Genomic DNA, 17,936 nt, shown 5'->3' on the forward strand with positions numbered 1-17,936 from the left:
CCCGCCCGTTACAGCGACAGATGCGCATCGCGGATATCCGGACGCGCATCGAGTTCCGCCATGGTGCCGCCGAAGCAGATCCGGCCGCGCTCGATGATGTAGGCGCGATCCGAGATCAGCCGGGCGAAATGCAGATTCTGCTCCGACACGACGATGCTGACGCCCTCTTTCTTCATCGCCAGGATCGCATCGACCATCTGTTCGACGATCTTGGGCGACAGTCCCTCCGACGGCTCGTCGAGCAGAACGAGCGAGGGATTTCCCATCAGCGTGCGCGCGATCGTCAGCATCTGCTGCTCGCCGCCGCTCATGCGCCCGCCGGGGCGGCCGCGCATCTCGCCGAGATTGGGGAACAGCTTGAACAGTTTGTCACGATCCCATTGCGGCGCGCCCGCCCGCTTCGGCTGGCGGCCGACCTCGAGATTCTCCTCGACCGTCAGATCCGTGAAGATGCGCCGCTCCTCCGGCACATAGCCGAGCCCGCCGCGCACGATCGCATGCGTCGGCAGATCGGAGACGTCCCGGCCCTCGAACATCACGCGGCCCGAGCGGTTCTCGACCAGGCCGACGATGGAGCGGAACGTGGTCGACTTGCCGGCGCCGTTGCGGCCGAGCAGCGCGACCACCTCGCCCTCGCCGACCTCGAGCGCGATGTCGAACAGGATATGCGCCGGGCCATAGAAGCTGTTGAGGTCCTTTACGGTGAGCTTCATGCCGATGCTCCCTCGCGGTGCCGGGCGTCATAGAGCAGGCCTTCGCCGAGATAGATCGCCCGCACCTGGGCGTTACCGCGGACCTCCTCGGGCGAACCTTCGGCAATCAAGGTGCCGCGGTTCAGCACCAGGATGCGGTCGGCATGCTCGAACACCACGTCCATGTCGTGCTCGGTGAAGAGAACGCCGATCGACTGCTCGCGCGCGATCCGCGCCGTCAGCCGCATCAGCTCGACGCGCTCGCGCGGCGCCATGCCGGCGGTCGGCTCGTCCATCAAGAGCAGCTTTGGCTGGTTGGCGAGCGCGATCGCAAGCTCCAGCCGCTTGACGTCGCCATAGGCGAGCTCGCCGCAGGGACGCTCCGCATAGGCGCCCATGCCGACCAGGTCGAGCAGCCGCGCGGCTTCGTCTCGGGCGTGCCGCGCGGTCGAGGCCCACAGATTGAACAATTGCTGGCCATGCGAGACCAGCGCGACCTGCACGTTCTCGCGCACCGTCATGGTCGGGAAGGTCGCCGCGATCTGGAAGGTGCGCCCCACCCCCATGCGCCAGATCACGCGCGGCTTCTTGCCGGTGGTCTCCGCCCCCAGCACGCGGATGCGGCCAGAGTCTGGAATGTTCTGGCCGTTGAGCATGTCGAAGCAGGTGCTCTTGCCCGCGCCGTTCGGCCCGATCAGCGCCAGGATCTCGCCGGCGCGCAGATCGAACGAGACGCCGCGCACGGCATGCACGCCGCCATAGGATTTGGTCAGCCCTTCGACCGACAGCAATGTGGGGACCATGCTCATTCGGCGCTCTCGATGCGGGAGGTCAGCAAGGGCGACGACGCCGATGACGAGGATTTGCGGCGGCGATGCATGAAGGCTTCCAGCGTGCCGACGATGCCCTTCGGGAATGCGACCACGATCAGCACCACGAAACCGCCAAGCACGAGCTTGGAGAGATCGGTCTGGCTGACCAGCCAGATGTTGAGCGCCTTGTAGACGATGGCGCCGACCACCGCGCCCGACACCGTCTCGACGCCGCCGAGCAGCACCATGACCAGCGCGTCGACCGACAGCGAGATGCCCATATTGTCGGGGAATACGCTGCCCTTGAGGTAGGCGAACAGCGCGCCGGCAAGGCCTGCGACCGTGCCCGCGATCACGAAGGCGGTCCACTGGATGCGCTTGCCGTCGATGCCGACCGCTTCGCTGCGCAGCGGCGAGTCCCGCGTGGCGCGCAGCGCAAAGCCGAACGGCGAGAACACGATGATGCGCAGGATCACCACCGCAAGCGCGGCGATGCCGAGCGACAGCCAGTAGAAATGCGACGGGCTCGCCGCCCATTTTTCCGGCCAGATGCCGAGAATGCCGTTGTCGCCGCCGGTGACCGACACCCACTGGAATGCGATCGACCACACGATCTGCGCGAAAGCCAAAGTCAGCATCGCGAAATAGACGCCGGAGAGCTGCACCGCGAAGAAGCCGAACACCGCGGCGCCCAATAGTCCGAGCAGCGGACCGAGCAGCAGGCAGGCGATCATCGGCAGGCCCGCCATCTTGGCGAGCAGCGCCACCCCATAGGCGCCGAGGCCGAAATAGGCGGCGTGGCCGAACGAGGCGAGCCCGCCGACCGACATCAGGAAGTGCAGGCTGACGGCGAAGATCACGAAGATCGCGATCTCCGAGCCGACGGTGAGCAGGTAATTGCCGGCGACGAACGGCAGCGCGGCGGCGACCACCAGCACGGCGATCGCGGCGAGCCGTTCGTTCGTTGTCAGCGGCCGCCACGGATTGACGGTGAGGCCCGGCGTGCGCCGCGCCGGCGCCTCCGGCTTGCCGAACAGGCCCCAGGGACGGACGATCAGCACCACCGCCATCACCAGGAACACCAGGATGATCGAGATCTTCGGGAAGATCAGGATGCCGAAGGCGTTGAGCTCGGAGACCAGCACCGCCGCGACGAACGCGCCGATGATGCTGCCGAGGCCGCCGATCACGACCACGACGAAGACCTCGACGATGACGCGCAGATCCATCGCGTGATTGACCGCATCGCGCGGGATCTGCAAGGCGCCGCCGAGCGCGGCGAGGAAGACGCCGAGCGCGAACACGCTGGTGAACAGCCATTTCTGATTGACGCCGAGCGCCGCGACCATGTCGCGGTCCTGCGTCGCCGCCCGCACCAGCACGCCCCAGCGGGTGCGCTGGAACAGCAGCCAGAGCACGCCGAGCACGACCGGCCCGAGCACGATCAGGAACAGATCGTAGCTCGGAATATTCTGGCCGAAGAAATCGATCGCGCCCTTGAAGCCGGGCGCGCGGCGGCCGACCAGATCGTCCGGCCCCCAGATCAGCACCACGAGGTCCTCGACCATCAGCGTCAGGCCGAAGGTGGCGAGTAGCTGGAACAGCTCGGGCGAATGATAGATCCGGCGCAGCAGCACCATCTCGACCAACACGCCGATCGCGGCAACCGCCAGCGCCGCAACGACGATGCCGCCCCAGAAGCCGAACGCGCCCGAGAAGCGCTCGGTCAGCGTGAAGGCGACATAGGCGCCGAGCATGTAGAACGCGCCATGGGCGAAATTCACGATCCGCGTCACGCCGAAGATGATCGACAGACCCGAAGCGACCAGGAACAGCGACGCCGCGCTGGCAAGACCGGTCAGGAACTGGACGACATAGAAGGCCATGGGCGGTCCACGTTGGAGAACACAAGCGTCACTTTCTTCACCTCGCCCCGCTTGCGGGGAGAGGTCGACACTCAAGCGCCAGCTTGAGTTTCGGGTGAGGGGAACTCTCCACGCGCTCGCTCGCGGAGACAGCCCCTCACTCCAACCCTCTCTCCGTAAGAACGGGGAGAGGGAGAAGAAGAATCAATCCTTCGGCCGCAGCTTCTCGATCTCGGCATCGCCAGGCAGATAGTCCGAGCCCTTGCGATAGGCGGTATCGACCATGATGCCCTTGCCGTCCTTCAGCGCGGTCTTGCCGGTGAAGGCCCCCAGCGTCGACTGGTGATCGATCTTGCGGAAGGTGATCTCGCCGAACGGCGACGGCATCGAGATGCCTTCGGCTGCCGCGATCAGCTTCTCCGGATCGCTCGAGCCGGCCTTGGCGAGGATCGCGGCGGCCGCCTTGATGGTCTGGTAGCCGACGATCGAGCCGAGTCGCGGATAGTCGTTGTACTTGGCCTGATAGGCTTTCAGGAACGCGTCGTGCTCGGGCGTCTTGATCGAGTACCAGGGATAGCCGGTGACGATCCACCCTTCAGGCGTCTCGTCCTTCAAGGGATCGAGATATTCCGGCTCGCCGGTCAGGAAGCTCACCACGGTGCGGCCCTTGAACAGGCCGCGGGTGTTGCCTTCGCGCACGAGCTTGACGAGGTCGGCACCGAAGGTGACGTTGAGGATCGCCTCCGGGTTTGCCGCGGCAGCCGCCTGCACCACCGGGCCGGCGTCGATCTTGCCCTGCGGCGGCCACTGCTCGTCGACCCACTGGATATCGGGCCGCTTCTCCGACATCAGCTTCTTGAACACCGCGACCGCCGACTGGCCGTATTCATAGTTTGGCGCGATCGTCGCCCAGCGTTTTGCGGGCAGTTTTGCGGCTTCTTCCACCAGCATTGCGGCTTGCATGTAATTCGACGGCCGCAGGCGGAATGTATAACGGTTGCCCTTCGACCAGGTGATGGCGTCGGTCAGCGGCTCCGCCGCCAGGAAGAATACCTTCTTCTGGTTGGCGAAGTCGGAGACCGCGAGGCCGATATTGGAGAGGAAGGTGCCGGTGAGCATCGCGACGTTCTCGCTCGACACCAGCTCGTTGGCCGCGGTCTGTGCGTCGGCCGGCTTGCCGCCGTCATCCTTGGAAATGACGACGAGCTTCTTGCCGTTGATGCCGCCGGCGGCATTGATCTCTTCCACCGCGAGCTGCCAGCCCTTGCGATAGGGCTCGGTGAACGCCGGCAGCAAGGAATAGGAGTTGATCTCGCCGATCTTGATTTCATTCTGCGCCATGGCCTGCGTCGTCATGACGCTTGTTGCCATGGCCGCGGCCGCGATCGCCAATCCCGCCCCTACGAAATAACCACGCATCCCGTCCTCCAGTTGTTCTTCAAAGAGACTATCGCAATCCGTCTTCGCCTTTGACTTCAGAAACCGTCAGCCCGCCGACCCGCGGCAGCGGCCGCCCGCTGTCGGTCACCGCGACCGCGACCATGATCTCGTTGGCCCGCGGTGCGTCGTTGATCTGCACCTCCATGCCGTCGAAATGGCTGCGCACGAAGGCGGCATCCTTGTGCCCGAGCGGAATATCCAGCGTCGTGCCGGGACCCGAGCGCTTCTTCGACGACGGAATCAGTGCCGCACCCTTCGACAGCACCTTGCGCACCGGCGCGCCCATCTTCGGATGCAGGATCGCGGCCGCATGCTCGAGCTCGCCGTTCTCGCCGACGGCGGCGGCCTTGCCGTAGCTGTGGGCCTTGGCGCCATCGATGCCGAGCGCGGCGACGGCCCGCTTGGAGAGCAATTCGCCGAGTTCCTCGCCGATCGCGATCAGCGGCGACAGATCCTCGACATAGCGGCCGGCAAAGGGGTTCTCGATCACGGCGATCGCGGCGGCGCGCCTTGTCGGCGGCGCGATGGTCTTGCCCATCTCCAGATGGGTCTCCTCGACCACGGTGACGATCTTGCGAATGACGGCGCTCATTGTGCCTCGCTCCCGGTCATGCCTGCAGCGTGTTGTTTATCGTTCGCCCCTGAAACGCGTGCGACGCCGGCGCCTCAATCCCAGTTGCACCGACAATTCGCGTTTCGCCCAGTAGACGCAATGCCGCGCCCTCGATCAATCCCGCCATCAGGAGGTCGCGCGCCCGCGCTGCCCCCGCCTCCAGCGCCTGCTCGATCTCGTGTTCCGCCAAGGCCCCGACATCGCGCGTGACCAGCCGCGCGCCGAGATCGCTGTCCGGCTGCAATTCGCTGGCCGGACAGCGCAGGATCGCGGAATGACCGGGCAGATCGACCGCATTGGCGATCACCGTCGCGGCCGCGTCCGCCTGCGATGCCGTCCGCGCCAGCACGGTGACGGCATCGGCAATGCCGAGCGAGAAGCTGCGGCCGTGGCGGCCGCTGGTCGCGATCCCGCGGACCGGCATGTCGGCATCGACGGTCATGGTGTGCATCACGCCATCGCGGTCCGGGCGGTCCATCAGGCCAACGGTGAAATGCTCGCCACCGCCGAGATGCAGCGCAATGTCGCCGCCATTGTTGACATAAGCGCGATCGAGCGTTGCCGCCCGAAGCATCGCGCCGAGGATTTCCTCGGCGACTGATCCCGCCACCGCCGCCATCGGCGTAATGAAGCAGTCGGCAGCAAACGGCACGACCGCCGCATGCATGCACCGCGCGACCACGCCCTTCAGCGTGCTGTGCTTCGGCTGGGCCGCGGTCCGCAATCCCGGCAGTTCCGCGCAGAGTTCATCGAGCAAACCGGTGAAGCGCTCCGCCGCGGCCCGATAGGCGGCGCGGATCTCGGCATCCCTGCCCTTGGCTTCAATGACCAGATCAATCGGACCGTCCTGCAAATGCAGCCGCTTGCCGTCAGGAAGAAGCGCGATTTGCGGAAGCCGCCTCATGCGCGCCGTCCCGGAAGATACGGCCTGACTTCGGCGCTGTCCCGCAACGACGACAGCGGCCGGACATAGTCCATATGACCGCCGAGCGCCGCGTAATCGGACATGCGCATCGTGAACTCGATCGGCGCCACCAATGCCGGGGTCGGCACATAACCGAAGGCGCCGGCCGGCATCTGCGTGACATCGACCATGTAGGTGATGCCGCCGCCCGGCCAGACATAGACCGGCGCACCGCCGCTGGTCACCCTCGTGAGCGCGTCCTTCACCGAGCGCGTCAGCCGGACCGGATTGTCGGTAACGCCGGCGCGCAGCGATCCGCCGGCGCCGCCCATGAACAGCACGGTGCACAGCGCCGGCTCGCAATTCTCCTGGATGCGCTCGACCGAGAAGCGAAGGTCGGCAGGCATCTCGGTCTCGATTGGCTGCAACGCCTCGTCGAGCACGTAGTAGGACGCGTGCTCGCCTGTGGTCGACACCATCAGCATGGTGAGCCCGGGCCGCGCCTCCTTGGCATTGAAGGGGCCGAGGATCGACAGCGGATCGGAGATGTTGGTGCCGCCCCATCCCGTGCCGGGATCGGCGACCTGGAAATAGCGGCCGGGCGTCGAGCGGCGGCCCTTCATCTTGATGCCGGTGTCGGCGATGTCGAGCAGCTTGCCGGCCTGGTGCTCGCTGAGCACGCCGGTGATGTGGTCGTCGACCACCACGACTTCGTCGACCTTGCCGTGCCACTGCTTGGCGAACATGCCGATGGTCGCCGAGCCGCAACCGACCCGCATGCGCTCTTCCGCCACACCGTTGACGATCGGCGGCTTGCCCGCCTGCACCACGACGGTGGCGCCGCCGTCGATGACGAGCTCGACCGCCTTGCAATTGGAGAGATCCATCAGCGTGTCGCACGTGATGCGGCCCTCCTTCTTGGAACCGCCGGTCAAATGATGCACGCCACCGAGCGAGAGCATCTGCGAGCCATATTCGCTGGTCGTGACGTGGCCGACCGCTTCGCCGTCCGCGCGCACGGTCGCGGTCTCCGGGCCGAGATAGCGGTCGGTGTCGATCTTCACCTTGACGCCGCAATAGGAGAAAATGCCTTCGGTCACCACGGTGACCATGTCGACGCCGTCGACCTCCGACGACACGATGAACGGCGCCGGCTTGTAGTCCGGATAGGTGGTTCCAGCGCCGATCGCGGTGACGAACAGGTCTGGCTGACGGACGATCTTGCCGTCCCAGTCGCCGCTCACCTGGAACGGCACCAGCTTGCCGCCATGCGAGACCGTGCGCTCCAGCACCACATGCGGATCGACACGCACCAGCGTGCCGTCGTGATTGGCGTAGCGATCGCAGGCGCCGGCCGCGCCCGGCTTGATGTAGCACATCACCGGACAGGCATCGCAGCGGATCTTGTCGCCGGCGGCGACGGTCATTGTGTCAGCCATCGTGACCCAGCCTGGACTTGTGGTGGCGGTCGATCATACTGCGCTTCCGCCTCCCTGCCTATATCGTTCGTATACGAATGATCCTGCGCGCGAGCCCGACACCTGTCAAGCGACCTTTGCAATCAAACCCTGCCATTCGCTTGCGCACCCTGTTCATAAAGCGTGCACGCGCTGCAGCGCGGCATGGCGCCGCTTGCACGTTTGTATACAAACGTTATCCTCATTTGCGATCGGACGCTGACATTGCAGCGCAAACATCGAGGGGAGAACCGGGGCGATGCGCCTGACCGTGAACGGCAGGAATCATGATATCGACGCCGCTCCCGACACCGCATTGCTTTACGTGCTGCGCAACGACCTCGCATTGAATGGACCGAAATATGGCTGCGGGCTCGGCGAGTGCGGCGCCTGCGCGGTGCTGATCGACGGCGTCGCGGCGCGCGCCTGCGTGATTCCGATCGAAGGCTGCGCGGGGCGCAGCATCGTCACGCTGGAAGGGCTCGGCACGCGCGAGCATCCCGATCCGGTGCAGGATGCCTTCATCCGCGAACAGGCCGCGCAGTGCGGCTATTGCCTCAACGGCATGATCATCACGACCAAGGCGCTGCTCACGCGCAACCCAAGCCCGTCCGAGCACGAGGTGCTGGAAGCGCTGCGCTACAATCTCTGCCGTTGCGGCGCGCATATCGAGATCGTCCGCGCGGCGATGCGCGCCGCCGGCCACGCGCTCGAGGCGCGCGATTGATGGCGGACGCACGGCCTGCCGAGCAACGCAAGCGCGGCTCACTCTCCGTCGTCCGTCCCGCGGTGCTGGGCACGGAAGGCGCGTTCGAGACCTTCATCACCATCACGGCGGACGGTTCGGTCAATGCCTATAACGGCCACGTCGATCTCGGCACCGGCATCCGCACCGCGCTCGGGCAGATCGTCGCCGAAGAGCTCGACGTCTCCTTTGCCCGCGTGGTCGTGATCCTCGGCGACACCGCCGTGGTGCCGAACCAGGGCGCGACGATCGCAAGCGAAACCATCCAGATCACGGCTGTGCCCTTGCGCAAGGCCGCCGCGCAAGCCCGGCATTTTTTGCTCGCGCGCGCGGCCGAGCGGCTCGAACTACCGGCTGACGAACTCACGATCGAGGACGGCCTGATCCGCGGCCATGACAACCGCAGCATCAGCTATGGCGAATTGATCACCGACGAGACCATCAGGCTCGAGCTCGCCGACGACGTGCCGGTCAAGCCGGTCAAAAGCTATTCCGTCGTCGGCAAATCGGTGCCGCGCATCGACCTGCCGGCGAAGGCGACCGGCGAGCTCGTCTACGTCCACGATGTGCGCGTGCCCGGCATGCTGCATGGCCGTGTCGTGCGACCGCCCTATGCCGGCGTCGATGCCGGCCCGTTCGTCGGCACCAGCCTGATCGCGGTCGATGAAGCTTCGGTGCGGGATATCCCCGGCGTTGTCGCGGTGGTGCGGATCGGCGATTTCGTTGGCGTCGTCGCCGAGCGCGAGGAGAACGCGATCAAGGCCGCGGCGCAGCTCAAGGTGAGCTGGAAGCCGGGGCCTGCGCTGACCGATCTCTCCGACATCGAGCAGGCGCTGCGCGCCAATCCCGCGACGCCGCGCCAGCTGATCGACAAGGGCGATGTCGATGCCGCGATCAAGGCTGCCGCCAAGCCGATGCAACGGACCTACGTTTGGCCCTACCAGATGCACGGCTCGATCGGCCCATCCTGCGCGGTCGCCGACTACGGCGCCGGTGCGATCCGGGTGTGGTCCGGCACGCAGAACCCGCACATCCTGCGCGGCGATCTGGCGCTCTTGATCCAGCGGCCGGAATCCGAGATCGACGTGATCCGGATGGAGGCCGCCGGCTGCTACGGCCGCAACTGCGCCGACGACGTCTCCGCCGATGCGCTGCTGCTGTCGCGCGCGGTCGGCAAGCCCGTGCGGGTCCAGCTCACGCGCGAGCAGGAGCATGCCTGGGAGCCGAAGGGCACCGCGCAGCTGATGGACGTCAATGGCGGGCTCAACGCCGACGGCAGCGTCGCCGGCTACGATTTCGCTACGCGCTATCCCTCGAACGGCGCGCCGACGCTGGCGCTGCTGCTCACCGGGCGGATCGCGCCGACGCCTGCCGTATTCGAGATGGGCGACCGCACCGCAATCCCGCCCTACGACTACGAGAACATGCGCGTGGTCGCCAACGACATGCCGCCGATCGTGCGCGCCTCCTGGTTTCGCGGCGTCTCGGCGCTGCCGAACACGTTTGCGCACGAGTCCTATATCGACGAGCTCGCGGCCGAAGCGGAAGTCGATCCGATCGAATACCGGCTGCGTTATTTGAAAGACAAGCGCGCGATCGACCTCGTCAACGCGGTCGCCGAGCGCGCCGGCTGGACGCCGCGCCCGGTGCGGCAAGAGCCCGAGGCGGACGGCGACATCGTGCGCGGCCGCGGCTTCGCCTATGCGCTCTACGTGCACAGCAAGTTTCCCGGCTACGGTGCGGCATGGTCGGCGTGGATCGCCGACGTCGCGGTCAACAAGGCGACCGGTGATGTCAGCGTGACGCGCGTCGTCGCCGGCCAGGACTCCGGATTGATGATCAATCCGGAGGGCGTGCGGCACCAGATCGAAGGCAACGTCATCCAGTCGACCAGCCGCGCGCTGATGGAGGAGGTTTCCTTCGAGCGCGGCGCGGTGGCCGCGCGGGAATGGGGCGCCTACCCCATCATCAAATTCCCCGAGCTGCCTGAGATCGATGTGCTGATGCTGCCGCGGCAGGACCAGCCGCCGCTCGGCGTCGGCGAATCCGCCTCGGTGCCGAGCGCGGCTGCGATCGCGAACGCGATCTACGATGCGACCGGCGTGCGCTTCCGCGAATTGCCGTTCACGCCGGAGCGCATTTTGAAGGGCTTACGCGGCGAGCAACCGGCAGCGCCCGCCCCGCTTGCGCCGCCGGCGAAGGCGGCCGACCTCAACAGATGGAAAAATCCGTTCGCGCAACGCGGCGGAATGCTTGCCGGCATTGCCGCACTGTGTGCAGCAGCGATCGGGATCGGCGCGGCCGTCTTGCCATGGCGCGCGATCGCGCCGATCGCCCGTCCCGATGCCTCGGTCTATTCCACGGCAACGATCGCGCGCGGCAAGGAGCTTGCGGCGCTCGGTGCCTGCGCCGTCTGCCACACCTCGGAGCACGGCATCCTGAACGCCGGCGGCCGGCCGCTCGAGACGCCGTTCGGCACCATCCATACCACCAACATCACGCCCGATATCGACACCGGCATCGGCGCCTGGTCCTATCCCGCCTTCGAGCGCGCGATGCGCGAAGGCATTCATCGCGACGGCCGCCATCTCTATCCGGCGTTTCCGTACACGCATTTCGCCAGGACCACCGACGCCGATTTGCAAGCGCTCTATGCCTATCTGATGGCGCAGCCGCCGGTGCGCGCCGAAACGCCGGCGAATGCCCTTGCCTTTCCGTTCAACCTGCGGCCGCCGCTCGCCGGATGGAATGCGTTTTTCCATCAGCCGCGCACGTTCCAGCCCGATCCATCGAAGCCCGAGATATGGAATCGCGGCGCCTATCTGATCGAAGGGCTCGGGCATTGCAGCGCCTGCCATTCGCCGCGCAATGCGCTCGGCGCCGAGCGACAGGCGGCCTATCTCGCCGGCGGCTTTGCCGAGGGCTGGGAGGCGCCGGCGCTGACGTCGCTGTCGAAGGCGCCGATCCCCTGGAGCGAGGACGAGCTGTACGCCTATCTGCGCACCGGCGAGTCCCGCCTGCACGGCGTCGCCGCAGGACCGATGGCGCCGGTCGTGCAGGAGCTGGCCGCGCTGCCCGACCAGGATATCCGTGCGATGGCGGTCTACCTCGCCTCGTTCAACCCAACCGCTGATCAGCTGGCCCACGATGCGCTCGCCGCGAAGCTCGAGGCCGGCACCGCCGTCACCACCGCCGCCTCGGCAGGTGCGCGGATCTATCAAGGCGCCTGCGCGGTCTGCCATGAGGTCGGCGGCCCGCCGCTGTTCGGCAGCCGGCCGTCGCTGGCGCTGAACAGCAATCTGCACAGCGATGCGCCCGACAATCTGATCCAGGTGATCCTGCACGGCATCGCCAAGCCGGCCGTGACCGATCTCGGCTACATGCCGGCCTTCAAGGACAGCATGAGCGACAACCAGGTCGCCGAGCTCGCCGCCTTCCTGCGGCGGCAATTCGCCCCGGACAAGCCGGCCTGGACCGATGTCGCCGCCACCGTCGGCCGTATACGGCAGACCATAGCGCGCTGAGCTGCCATGTTCCGCCCGATACCCACTGGGCGGGCGGCGCGGGGCAGGCTAAGGTTCCCTTATGACCGTGACAGATATCGCGACCCGGACCTACAACCATGGCTGGCGGCTCGACCCGATCGTGCGCAGCCTGCTCGATACCGATTTCTACAAGCTGTTGATGCAGCAGATGATCCGGGAATGCTATCCGGACACCCGCACGACCTTTTCGGTGATCAACCGCTCGACCCATATCCGCCTCGCCGAGGTCATCGACGAGGGCGAATTGCGCGCCCAGCTCGACCACGCCCGCACCATCCGCTTCAGCAAGAAGGAACTGATCTGGCTCGCCGGCAACACGTTCTATGGCAAGACCCAGATGTTCTCGCCCGATTTCATCAACTGGCTTTCGACCTTCCGCCTGCCCGAATACGAGCTGCACAAGGTCGACGGCCAGTATGAGCTGCACTTCCACGGCCCGTGGACCCACACCACGATGTGGGAGATCCCGGCGCTCGCGATCCTCAACGAGCTGCGCTCGCGCGCCGCGACCAAGACCTATGGCCGCTTCGCGCTCGACGTGCTGTACGCCCGCGCCAAGGCCAAGCTGTGGACCAAGGTCGAGCGGCTGCAGAAGCTCGACGGCCTGCGGCTGTCCGATTTCGGCACCCGCCGCCGCCACGGCTTCCTGTGGCAGCGCTGGTGCGTCGAGGCGGTGAAGGAAGGCCTCGGTCCGTCCTTCACCGGAACGTCGAACGTGCTGCTGGCGATGGACAACGATCTCGAGGCGATCGGCACCAACGCGCATGAGCTGCCGATGGTGGCGGCGGCGCTCGCCAATGACGACGAGGCGCTGCGCTGGGCGCCCTATCGCATCCTCGACCAATGGCGCCACACCTATGGCGGCAACCTCTTGATCGCGCTGCCCGACGCCTTCGGCACCAAGCCGTTCCTGCGCGACGCGCCCGACTGGGTCGCCGACTGGACCGGCTTTCGTCCCGACAGCGCGCCGCCGATCACCGCCGGCGAAGAGATCATCAAATGGTGGAAGCAGAAGGGCCGCGATCCCAAGGAGAAGCTCCTGGTGTTCTCGGACGCGATGGACGTCGGCTCGATCGAGGACACCTTCCACCACTTCAAGGGCCGCGTGCGCGTCAGCTTCGGCTGGGGCACCAACCTCACCAACGACTTCGTCGGTTGCGCGCCCGACGGTTCCGCCGAGCTCGATCCGATCTCGATCGTCTGCAAGGTGACGTCGGTCGACGGACGCCCGGCCGTGAAACTCTCCGACAATCCGGAGAAGGCAACCGGCATCCCCTCGGAGGTCGAGCGCTATTTGCGCGTGTTCGGCAATGTCGGCCGCGTTCGCACCGCAGTTCACGTCTAATTCGCGCACTGCCCACCCATCGACTGACCTGACGAGTCCTGCATGCCCGCACCCAAGCCGCCTGCCTTCGAAACCCTGAGCCTGCACGCCGGCCAGCGCCCCGATCCCGCAACCGGCGCCCGCGCGGTGCCGATCTACCAGACCACGTCCTACGTGTTCCAGGACGCCGACCACGCCGCGGCACTGTTCAACCTCGAACGTGCCGGCCACATCTATACGCGCATCTCGAATCCGACCACCGCGGTTCTGGAGGAGCGCATCGCCGCGCTGGAATGCGGCGTCGGCGCGATCTGCACCGCCAGCGGCATGGCCGCGATGCATCTGGCGATCGCAACCCTGCTCAATGCCGGCCACCATATCGTCGCCTCCGCCTCGCTCTATGGCGGCACCATCAATTTGCTGGCGCACACGCTGCCGCGGTTCGGCATCACCACGACCTTCGTGAAGCCGCGGGCGCTGGACGAGTTCCGCGCCGCGATCAGGCCGAACACGCGGCTCGTGATCGGCGAGACCATCGGCAATCCCGGCCTCGAGGTGCTCGACATCCCCGCGGTCGCGCAGATCGCGCATGATGCGAAGATCCCGCTGTTGATCGATAACACCTTCGCGACGCCGTATCTGAGCCAACCGATCGAGCTCGGCGCCGACATCACGATGAACTCGGCGACCAAGTGGATGGGCGGCCACGGCATCGCGATCGGCGGCGTCATCGTCGACGGCGGCCGGTTCGACTGGCGCGGCTCCGGCAAATTCCCGCAGCTCACCGAGCCCTATGCCGGCTATCACGGCATCGTCTTCGACGAGCAGTTCGGCAAGGCCGCCTTCATCATGCGCGCCCGCACCGAGGGCCTGCGCGATTTCGGCGCCTGCCTGTCGCCGACCAACGCGTTTCAGCTGTTGCAGGGCATCGAGACGCTCGGCGTCCGGATGGACCGCCACATCAGCAACACCCGTGCGGTGCTCGACGCCCTCGCCGCGAACAAGGCGGTCGACTGGGTGCTGCATCCGTCGCTGGAAACGCATCCGGACTACGTGCTGGCGAAGAAGCTGCTGCCGCGCGGCGCCGGCTCGATCATCTCTTTCGGCATCAAGGGCGGCCGCGCTGCCGGCAAGAAGTTCATCGAGTCCCTGAAGCTGATCAGCCATCTCGCCAATGTCGGCGACGCCAAGACGCTGGTGATCCATCCCGCCAGCACCACGCATCAGCAGATGGACGCCGATCAGCTCAAGGCCGCCGGGATCGGCGAGGAGCTGGTGCGGCTGTCGGTCGGCATCGAGACCGCTGACGATATCATCGACGATCTCGGTCAGGCGCTGCGCGCCTCGCAAAGGACTTGAGCGCCATGCAGCTTTCCGTCAACGGATCAGACACCTTCATCGCCACCGGCGGCAAGCCGTTCGACCCGTCGTTTCCGGCGGTCGTGATGATCCACGGCGCCGGCTTCGATTCATCGACCTGGGCGCTGCATAGCCGCTGGTTCGCCCATCACGGCTTCTCCGTGCTGGCGCCCGACCTGCCCGGCCATGGCCGCTCCGCCGGCAAGCCCCTTGCGACCATTGCCGAGATGGCCGACTGGACCGCGGCGCTGATTGCGGCTGCCGGCGCGGCGAAGGCGCGGCTGATCGGCCATTCGATGGGCTCGCTGATCGCGATCGAGACCTCCGCGCGGCATCCCGACAAGGTCTCCGGCCTCGCGCTGATCGGCACCGCCGCGACCATGACGGTCGGCCCTGATCTCCTGAAGGCCGCCGAGGCCAACGACGTCGCGGCGATCGACATGGTCTCGATCTGGGGCCTCGGCTTCAACGCCGAGCTCGGCGGCAGCCTCGCGCCGGGGCTGTGGATGCACCAGGGCGCGCAGCGGGTGTTGCAAGAGGCCAAGCCCGGCGTGCTCTTCAACGACCTCAATGCCTGCAACGCCTACCAGAACGCGCTCGCGGCTGCTGCCGCGGTCAAGGTGCCAGCGACCTTCGTCCTCGGCGAGCGCGACATGATGACGCCAGCAAAGGCCGGCAAGGCGCTCGCCGCCGCTACGCCGAACGCCCGCACCGTTGTGCTCGCCGGCGCCGGCCACATGATGATGGTCGAACAGCCCGACGAGCTGCTGGCGGCGTTGCGGTAACAGCGCTCGCCGGCTCCGCTTCCCGCCATCACCCAAAATACCGAAGAACAACCCCATGCAAAGGAGCCGGGCGGCCGCCGGCACTCGGACAAGCAACTTGACACGTCGGGCAACTCAGCGATATCTTCTATTATTCCGAACTTTTGCGACAAGTCCGAGAGCGGCCGGACGCGAAGATTCACGCCAGCCAGGGGCGAAGTAGCTTGCTTTGAGTCCTTTTGCACTCTCACGCTTGGAGGCCGATGCATGATGAAGATGATGACTGCCGCATGCGCTCTCGGAGCGGCCCTGGTGCTGTGTACCCTCGGGACATCAGGTGCTGAAGCCCGGGCGCGCAAGGCACATGAACGAACGAGGGTCGTGATCTCGACGCCCGTGATAACGCCGACCCCGTGGGATTATTATATCGTTCCACGATATCGCTATCGCCCTGAAGACGACCGGGTCGATCCCTATGCGCCGCCGCTGGTGTCGTCTTGGGACCTCTATGAGGGTTGGCGGTGGCCATACTGGTGATGAAAAGCGATCACGCCAAGCAGATCGCATTCCGGGAAAAGTGGTGATCGTTGCCTGACGGACGCAGCGGTGGCTTCGGGCCAACAGCGAGCGTAGCCCGGATGGGCGAAGCGATATCCGGGGCCGGCAATAGGTCGCGGCATCAATCCCGCATCTCGCTTCGCTCATGCGGGCTAGTTGCTGCGAGCCCGCGCACGATCACGCGCGTTGGATGTCTGTGATGGCCGCACGAAAGCGGACATTGCCGAAGTCCAAGTACGTCTCGACCCGGGCAATCCGCAATTACCAATTTTCATGCCGTAGCGTGTGCTTTGGAAGTTGCGGACGCCGCCGAATGCGATAGGCGGAGGCAGGAGGAACGTTCAATGCCGTGCGCCCGACGAGGCTGGCTTTCAGCCCGAGCCGGTCCAGGATCGGGCGTGGCACAGGGCAGCGCGGCCCGTAGGTAAATTGATAGAACGTCCCATCTTCGCGCATGTGACGGAACGCGCCACTCAGGATGGCGATGACCTTGCGCGGCGACATGGTCAGGAGCGGAAGTCCGCTCACGGTCGCTGCGGCAGGCGCCATGAACGGCTCATACTGCGAAAGCTGTCGCGCATCCATCCAGAGCACCCTCGCCCTTGGAAAGCGTTGCTGCAACAGGCGCATGAAATCGGAACCATACTCGACGAGAAGCAGATCCTGCTCGGCAACGCCGCGCGCGAGCAGTGCCTTGGTGAACACCCCCGTGCCGGGTCCGAGTTCGATGACCGGCCCGGCCCCTGGTACGATTTCTTGCGTCATCAGGCGCGCCAACGACTGCCCCGAGGGGGCGATCGCCGAAACCTGGCCCGGATTGGAGACGTAGGAGCGAAAGAACTGAAAGAAATCTACAACAGCGCTGGCGTTCATATCGAACCCTCCTTGCGTTGACCGGTCAGGACGCGATGTTGTGTTGCCGTGCTTCACCTTGCGCGGCGTTTGAAACCGTCTCCCATGCTTCCCACGTCTTGAGGCGTTCGGCGTAGGCGGCCCGGGCGCGCGGCATACCCTCGGTACCCACGAAGAAACGCAGGGGAGGATTCTCGGCGTCGACGATCTTCAGGATCGCATCCGCCGTCGCCGCCGGATCGCCGAACGGGCTTGCCGCGCCTGCCGCGAAGACTTCCGCCCTCGTCGCGCTGTAAGCCTCGATCGCGGTTGCGATCCTGAGCGAGGCCATGCTGGCAAACCCTGTCGCGTAGGCGCCGGGTTCAAGCACCGTCACCTTGATCCCGAAGTGCTCGACCTCTTGTGACAGACTGTCATGGAGTGCTTCGAGCGCGAACTTCGAAGCGTTGTAGAAACCCGTGATAGGACCCGCGACGATTCCGGCCACGCTGGATACACCGATGATGTGACCACGACGCTGACGGCGCAAGATCGGGAGCGCGGCCTGGATCACGCGGAGCGAGCCGAAGAAATTGGTGTCGAACTCGGCCCGAACCTCGGTCTCGTCGGCTTCCTCGATCGCGCTGACCAGGGCATAGCCGGCGTTGTTGAGAACGACATCCAGCCTTCCGAAATGCCCGTAGGCTCGCGTAACGGCATTCCGAACCGCATGGGGGTCGGTCACGTCAAGCGACAACGGCAGCACGTTTTCTCCAAAGCGTTCCGTAAGGTCGGTAAGGTCCGCCGCAATGCGTGCGGTGGCTGCGACCTTGTCGCCCCGCTTGAGCGCGGCTTCGGTCCAGATGCGACCAAAACCGCGCGATGCGCCCGTGATGAACCAGATTTTGTCAGACATACGATGTTCCTTCCGTGAAGAGCGCTTGATCTGCCGCCGCTGTTTTAGTGATGGCTCCCGCAATCGGCAGTGACCAACCGCGCCAATGAACTTGCGGCAAACGCCAACGAT

At 65.8% G+C, this 17,936-nt stretch carries 14 protein-coding genes; 5 read left to right on the forward strand and 9 right to left on the reverse strand.

What is annotated here, in order from left to right; genetic code table 11:
* Positions 1–8: 8 nt before the first annotated feature.
* From ACVW17_RS34775 to ACVW17_RS34805, 7 genes are all read right to left on the reverse strand, one after another.
* Positions 9–713 carry an ABC transporter ATP-binding protein gene (locus ACVW17_RS34775; RefSeq protein ID WP_456731495.1) on the reverse strand — a complete coding sequence of 235 codons (705 nt, stop codon included), beginning with the start codon at positions 711–713 and terminating at the stop codon, positions 9–11.
* On the reverse strand, positions 710–1,501 hold the full coding sequence (locus ACVW17_RS34780) for an ABC transporter ATP-binding protein (protein ID WP_456798517.1): 792 nt from the start codon (positions 1,499–1,501) through the stop codon (positions 710–712). Before ACVW17_RS34780 ends, ACVW17_RS34775 begins: the two co-directional genes overlap by 4 nt.
* The gene (locus ACVW17_RS34785) at positions 1,498–3,390 is read right to left on the reverse strand and encodes an ABC transporter permease (RefSeq protein ID WP_456798518.1); all 1,893 of its coding nucleotides are present in this window, start codon (positions 3,388–3,390) and stop codon (positions 1,498–1,500) included. The genes ACVW17_RS34780 and ACVW17_RS34785 overlap by 4 nt, the downstream gene beginning before the upstream one ends.
* A 183-nt stretch (positions 3,391–3,573) precedes the next feature.
* Positions 3,574–4,788, reverse strand: a complete 1,215-nt coding sequence (locus ACVW17_RS34790) for an ABC transporter substrate-binding protein (RefSeq protein ID WP_456798519.1) — start codon at positions 4,786–4,788, stop codon at positions 3,574–3,576.
* Positions 4,789–4,816: 28 nt separating this feature from the next.
* The gene (locus tag ACVW17_RS34795; protein WP_223968163.1) at positions 4,817–5,401 is read right to left on the reverse strand and encodes an amino acid synthesis family protein; all 585 of its coding nucleotides are present in this window, start codon (positions 5,399–5,401) and stop codon (positions 4,817–4,819) included.
* Positions 5,402–5,417: 16 nt separating this feature from the next.
* The gene (locus ACVW17_RS34800) at positions 5,418–6,326 is read right to left on the reverse strand and encodes a UPF0280 family protein (protein WP_456798520.1); all 909 of its coding nucleotides are present in this window, start codon (positions 6,324–6,326) and stop codon (positions 5,418–5,420) included.
* Positions 6,323–7,765: a 6-hydroxynicotinate reductase gene (locus ACVW17_RS34805; protein ID WP_456798521.1), complete on the reverse strand. Its 1,443-nt coding sequence runs from the start codon at positions 7,763–7,765 to the stop codon at positions 6,323–6,325. The genes ACVW17_RS34800 and ACVW17_RS34805 overlap by 4 nt, the downstream gene beginning before the upstream one ends.
* A gap of 277 nt (positions 7,766–8,042) precedes the next feature.
* Here ACVW17_RS34805 and ACVW17_RS34810 point away from each other — a divergent pair, with 277 nt between their 5' ends.
* The 5 genes from ACVW17_RS34810 (at position 8,043) to ACVW17_RS34830 (ending at position 15,541) form a co-directional block, all read left to right on the forward strand.
* Complete coding sequence (locus ACVW17_RS34810) at positions 8,043–8,510, forward strand: (2Fe-2S)-binding protein (protein ID WP_456798522.1); 468 nt, start codon at positions 8,043–8,045, stop codon at positions 8,508–8,510.
* Positions 8,510–12,052 carry a molybdopterin cofactor-binding domain-containing protein gene (locus ACVW17_RS34815; RefSeq protein ID WP_456798523.1) on the forward strand — a complete coding sequence of 1,181 codons (3,543 nt, stop codon included), beginning with the start codon at positions 8,510–8,512 and terminating at the stop codon, positions 12,050–12,052. The genes ACVW17_RS34810 and ACVW17_RS34815 overlap by 1 nt, the downstream gene beginning before the upstream one ends.
* Before the next feature lie 61 nt (positions 12,053–12,113).
* Positions 12,114–13,418 (forward strand): nicotinate phosphoribosyltransferase, encoded by a 1,305-nt coding sequence (gene pncB / locus ACVW17_RS34820; RefSeq protein WP_456756102.1) that lies wholly within the window; start codon positions 12,114–12,116, stop codon positions 13,416–13,418.
* A gap of 42 nt (positions 13,419–13,460) precedes the next feature.
* Positions 13,461–14,756, forward strand: a complete 1,296-nt coding sequence (locus ACVW17_RS34825; protein ID WP_456798524.1) for an O-acetylhomoserine aminocarboxypropyltransferase — start codon at positions 13,461–13,463, stop codon at positions 14,754–14,756.
* A 5-nt stretch (positions 14,757–14,761) separates the two neighbouring features.
* Complete coding sequence (locus ACVW17_RS34830; protein ID WP_456798525.1) at positions 14,762–15,541, forward strand: alpha/beta fold hydrolase; 780 nt, start codon at positions 14,762–14,764, stop codon at positions 15,539–15,541.
* 798 nt (positions 15,542–16,339) lie between these two features.
* Here ACVW17_RS34830 and ACVW17_RS34835 read toward each other — a convergent pair.
* Entirely contained in the window at positions 16,340–16,951 is a 612-nt protein-coding gene (locus ACVW17_RS34835; RefSeq protein WP_456798526.1) for a class I SAM-dependent methyltransferase, read from the reverse strand.
* Between the two features lie 25 nt (positions 16,952–16,976).
* Positions 16,977–17,825 (reverse strand): SDR family NAD(P)-dependent oxidoreductase, encoded by an 849-nt coding sequence (locus tag ACVW17_RS34840; protein WP_456798527.1) that lies wholly within the window; start codon positions 17,823–17,825, stop codon positions 16,977–16,979.
* Positions 17,826–17,936 lie beyond the last annotated feature (111 nt).

This window comes from Bradyrhizobium sp. USDA 4473 (assembly GCF_054063335.1).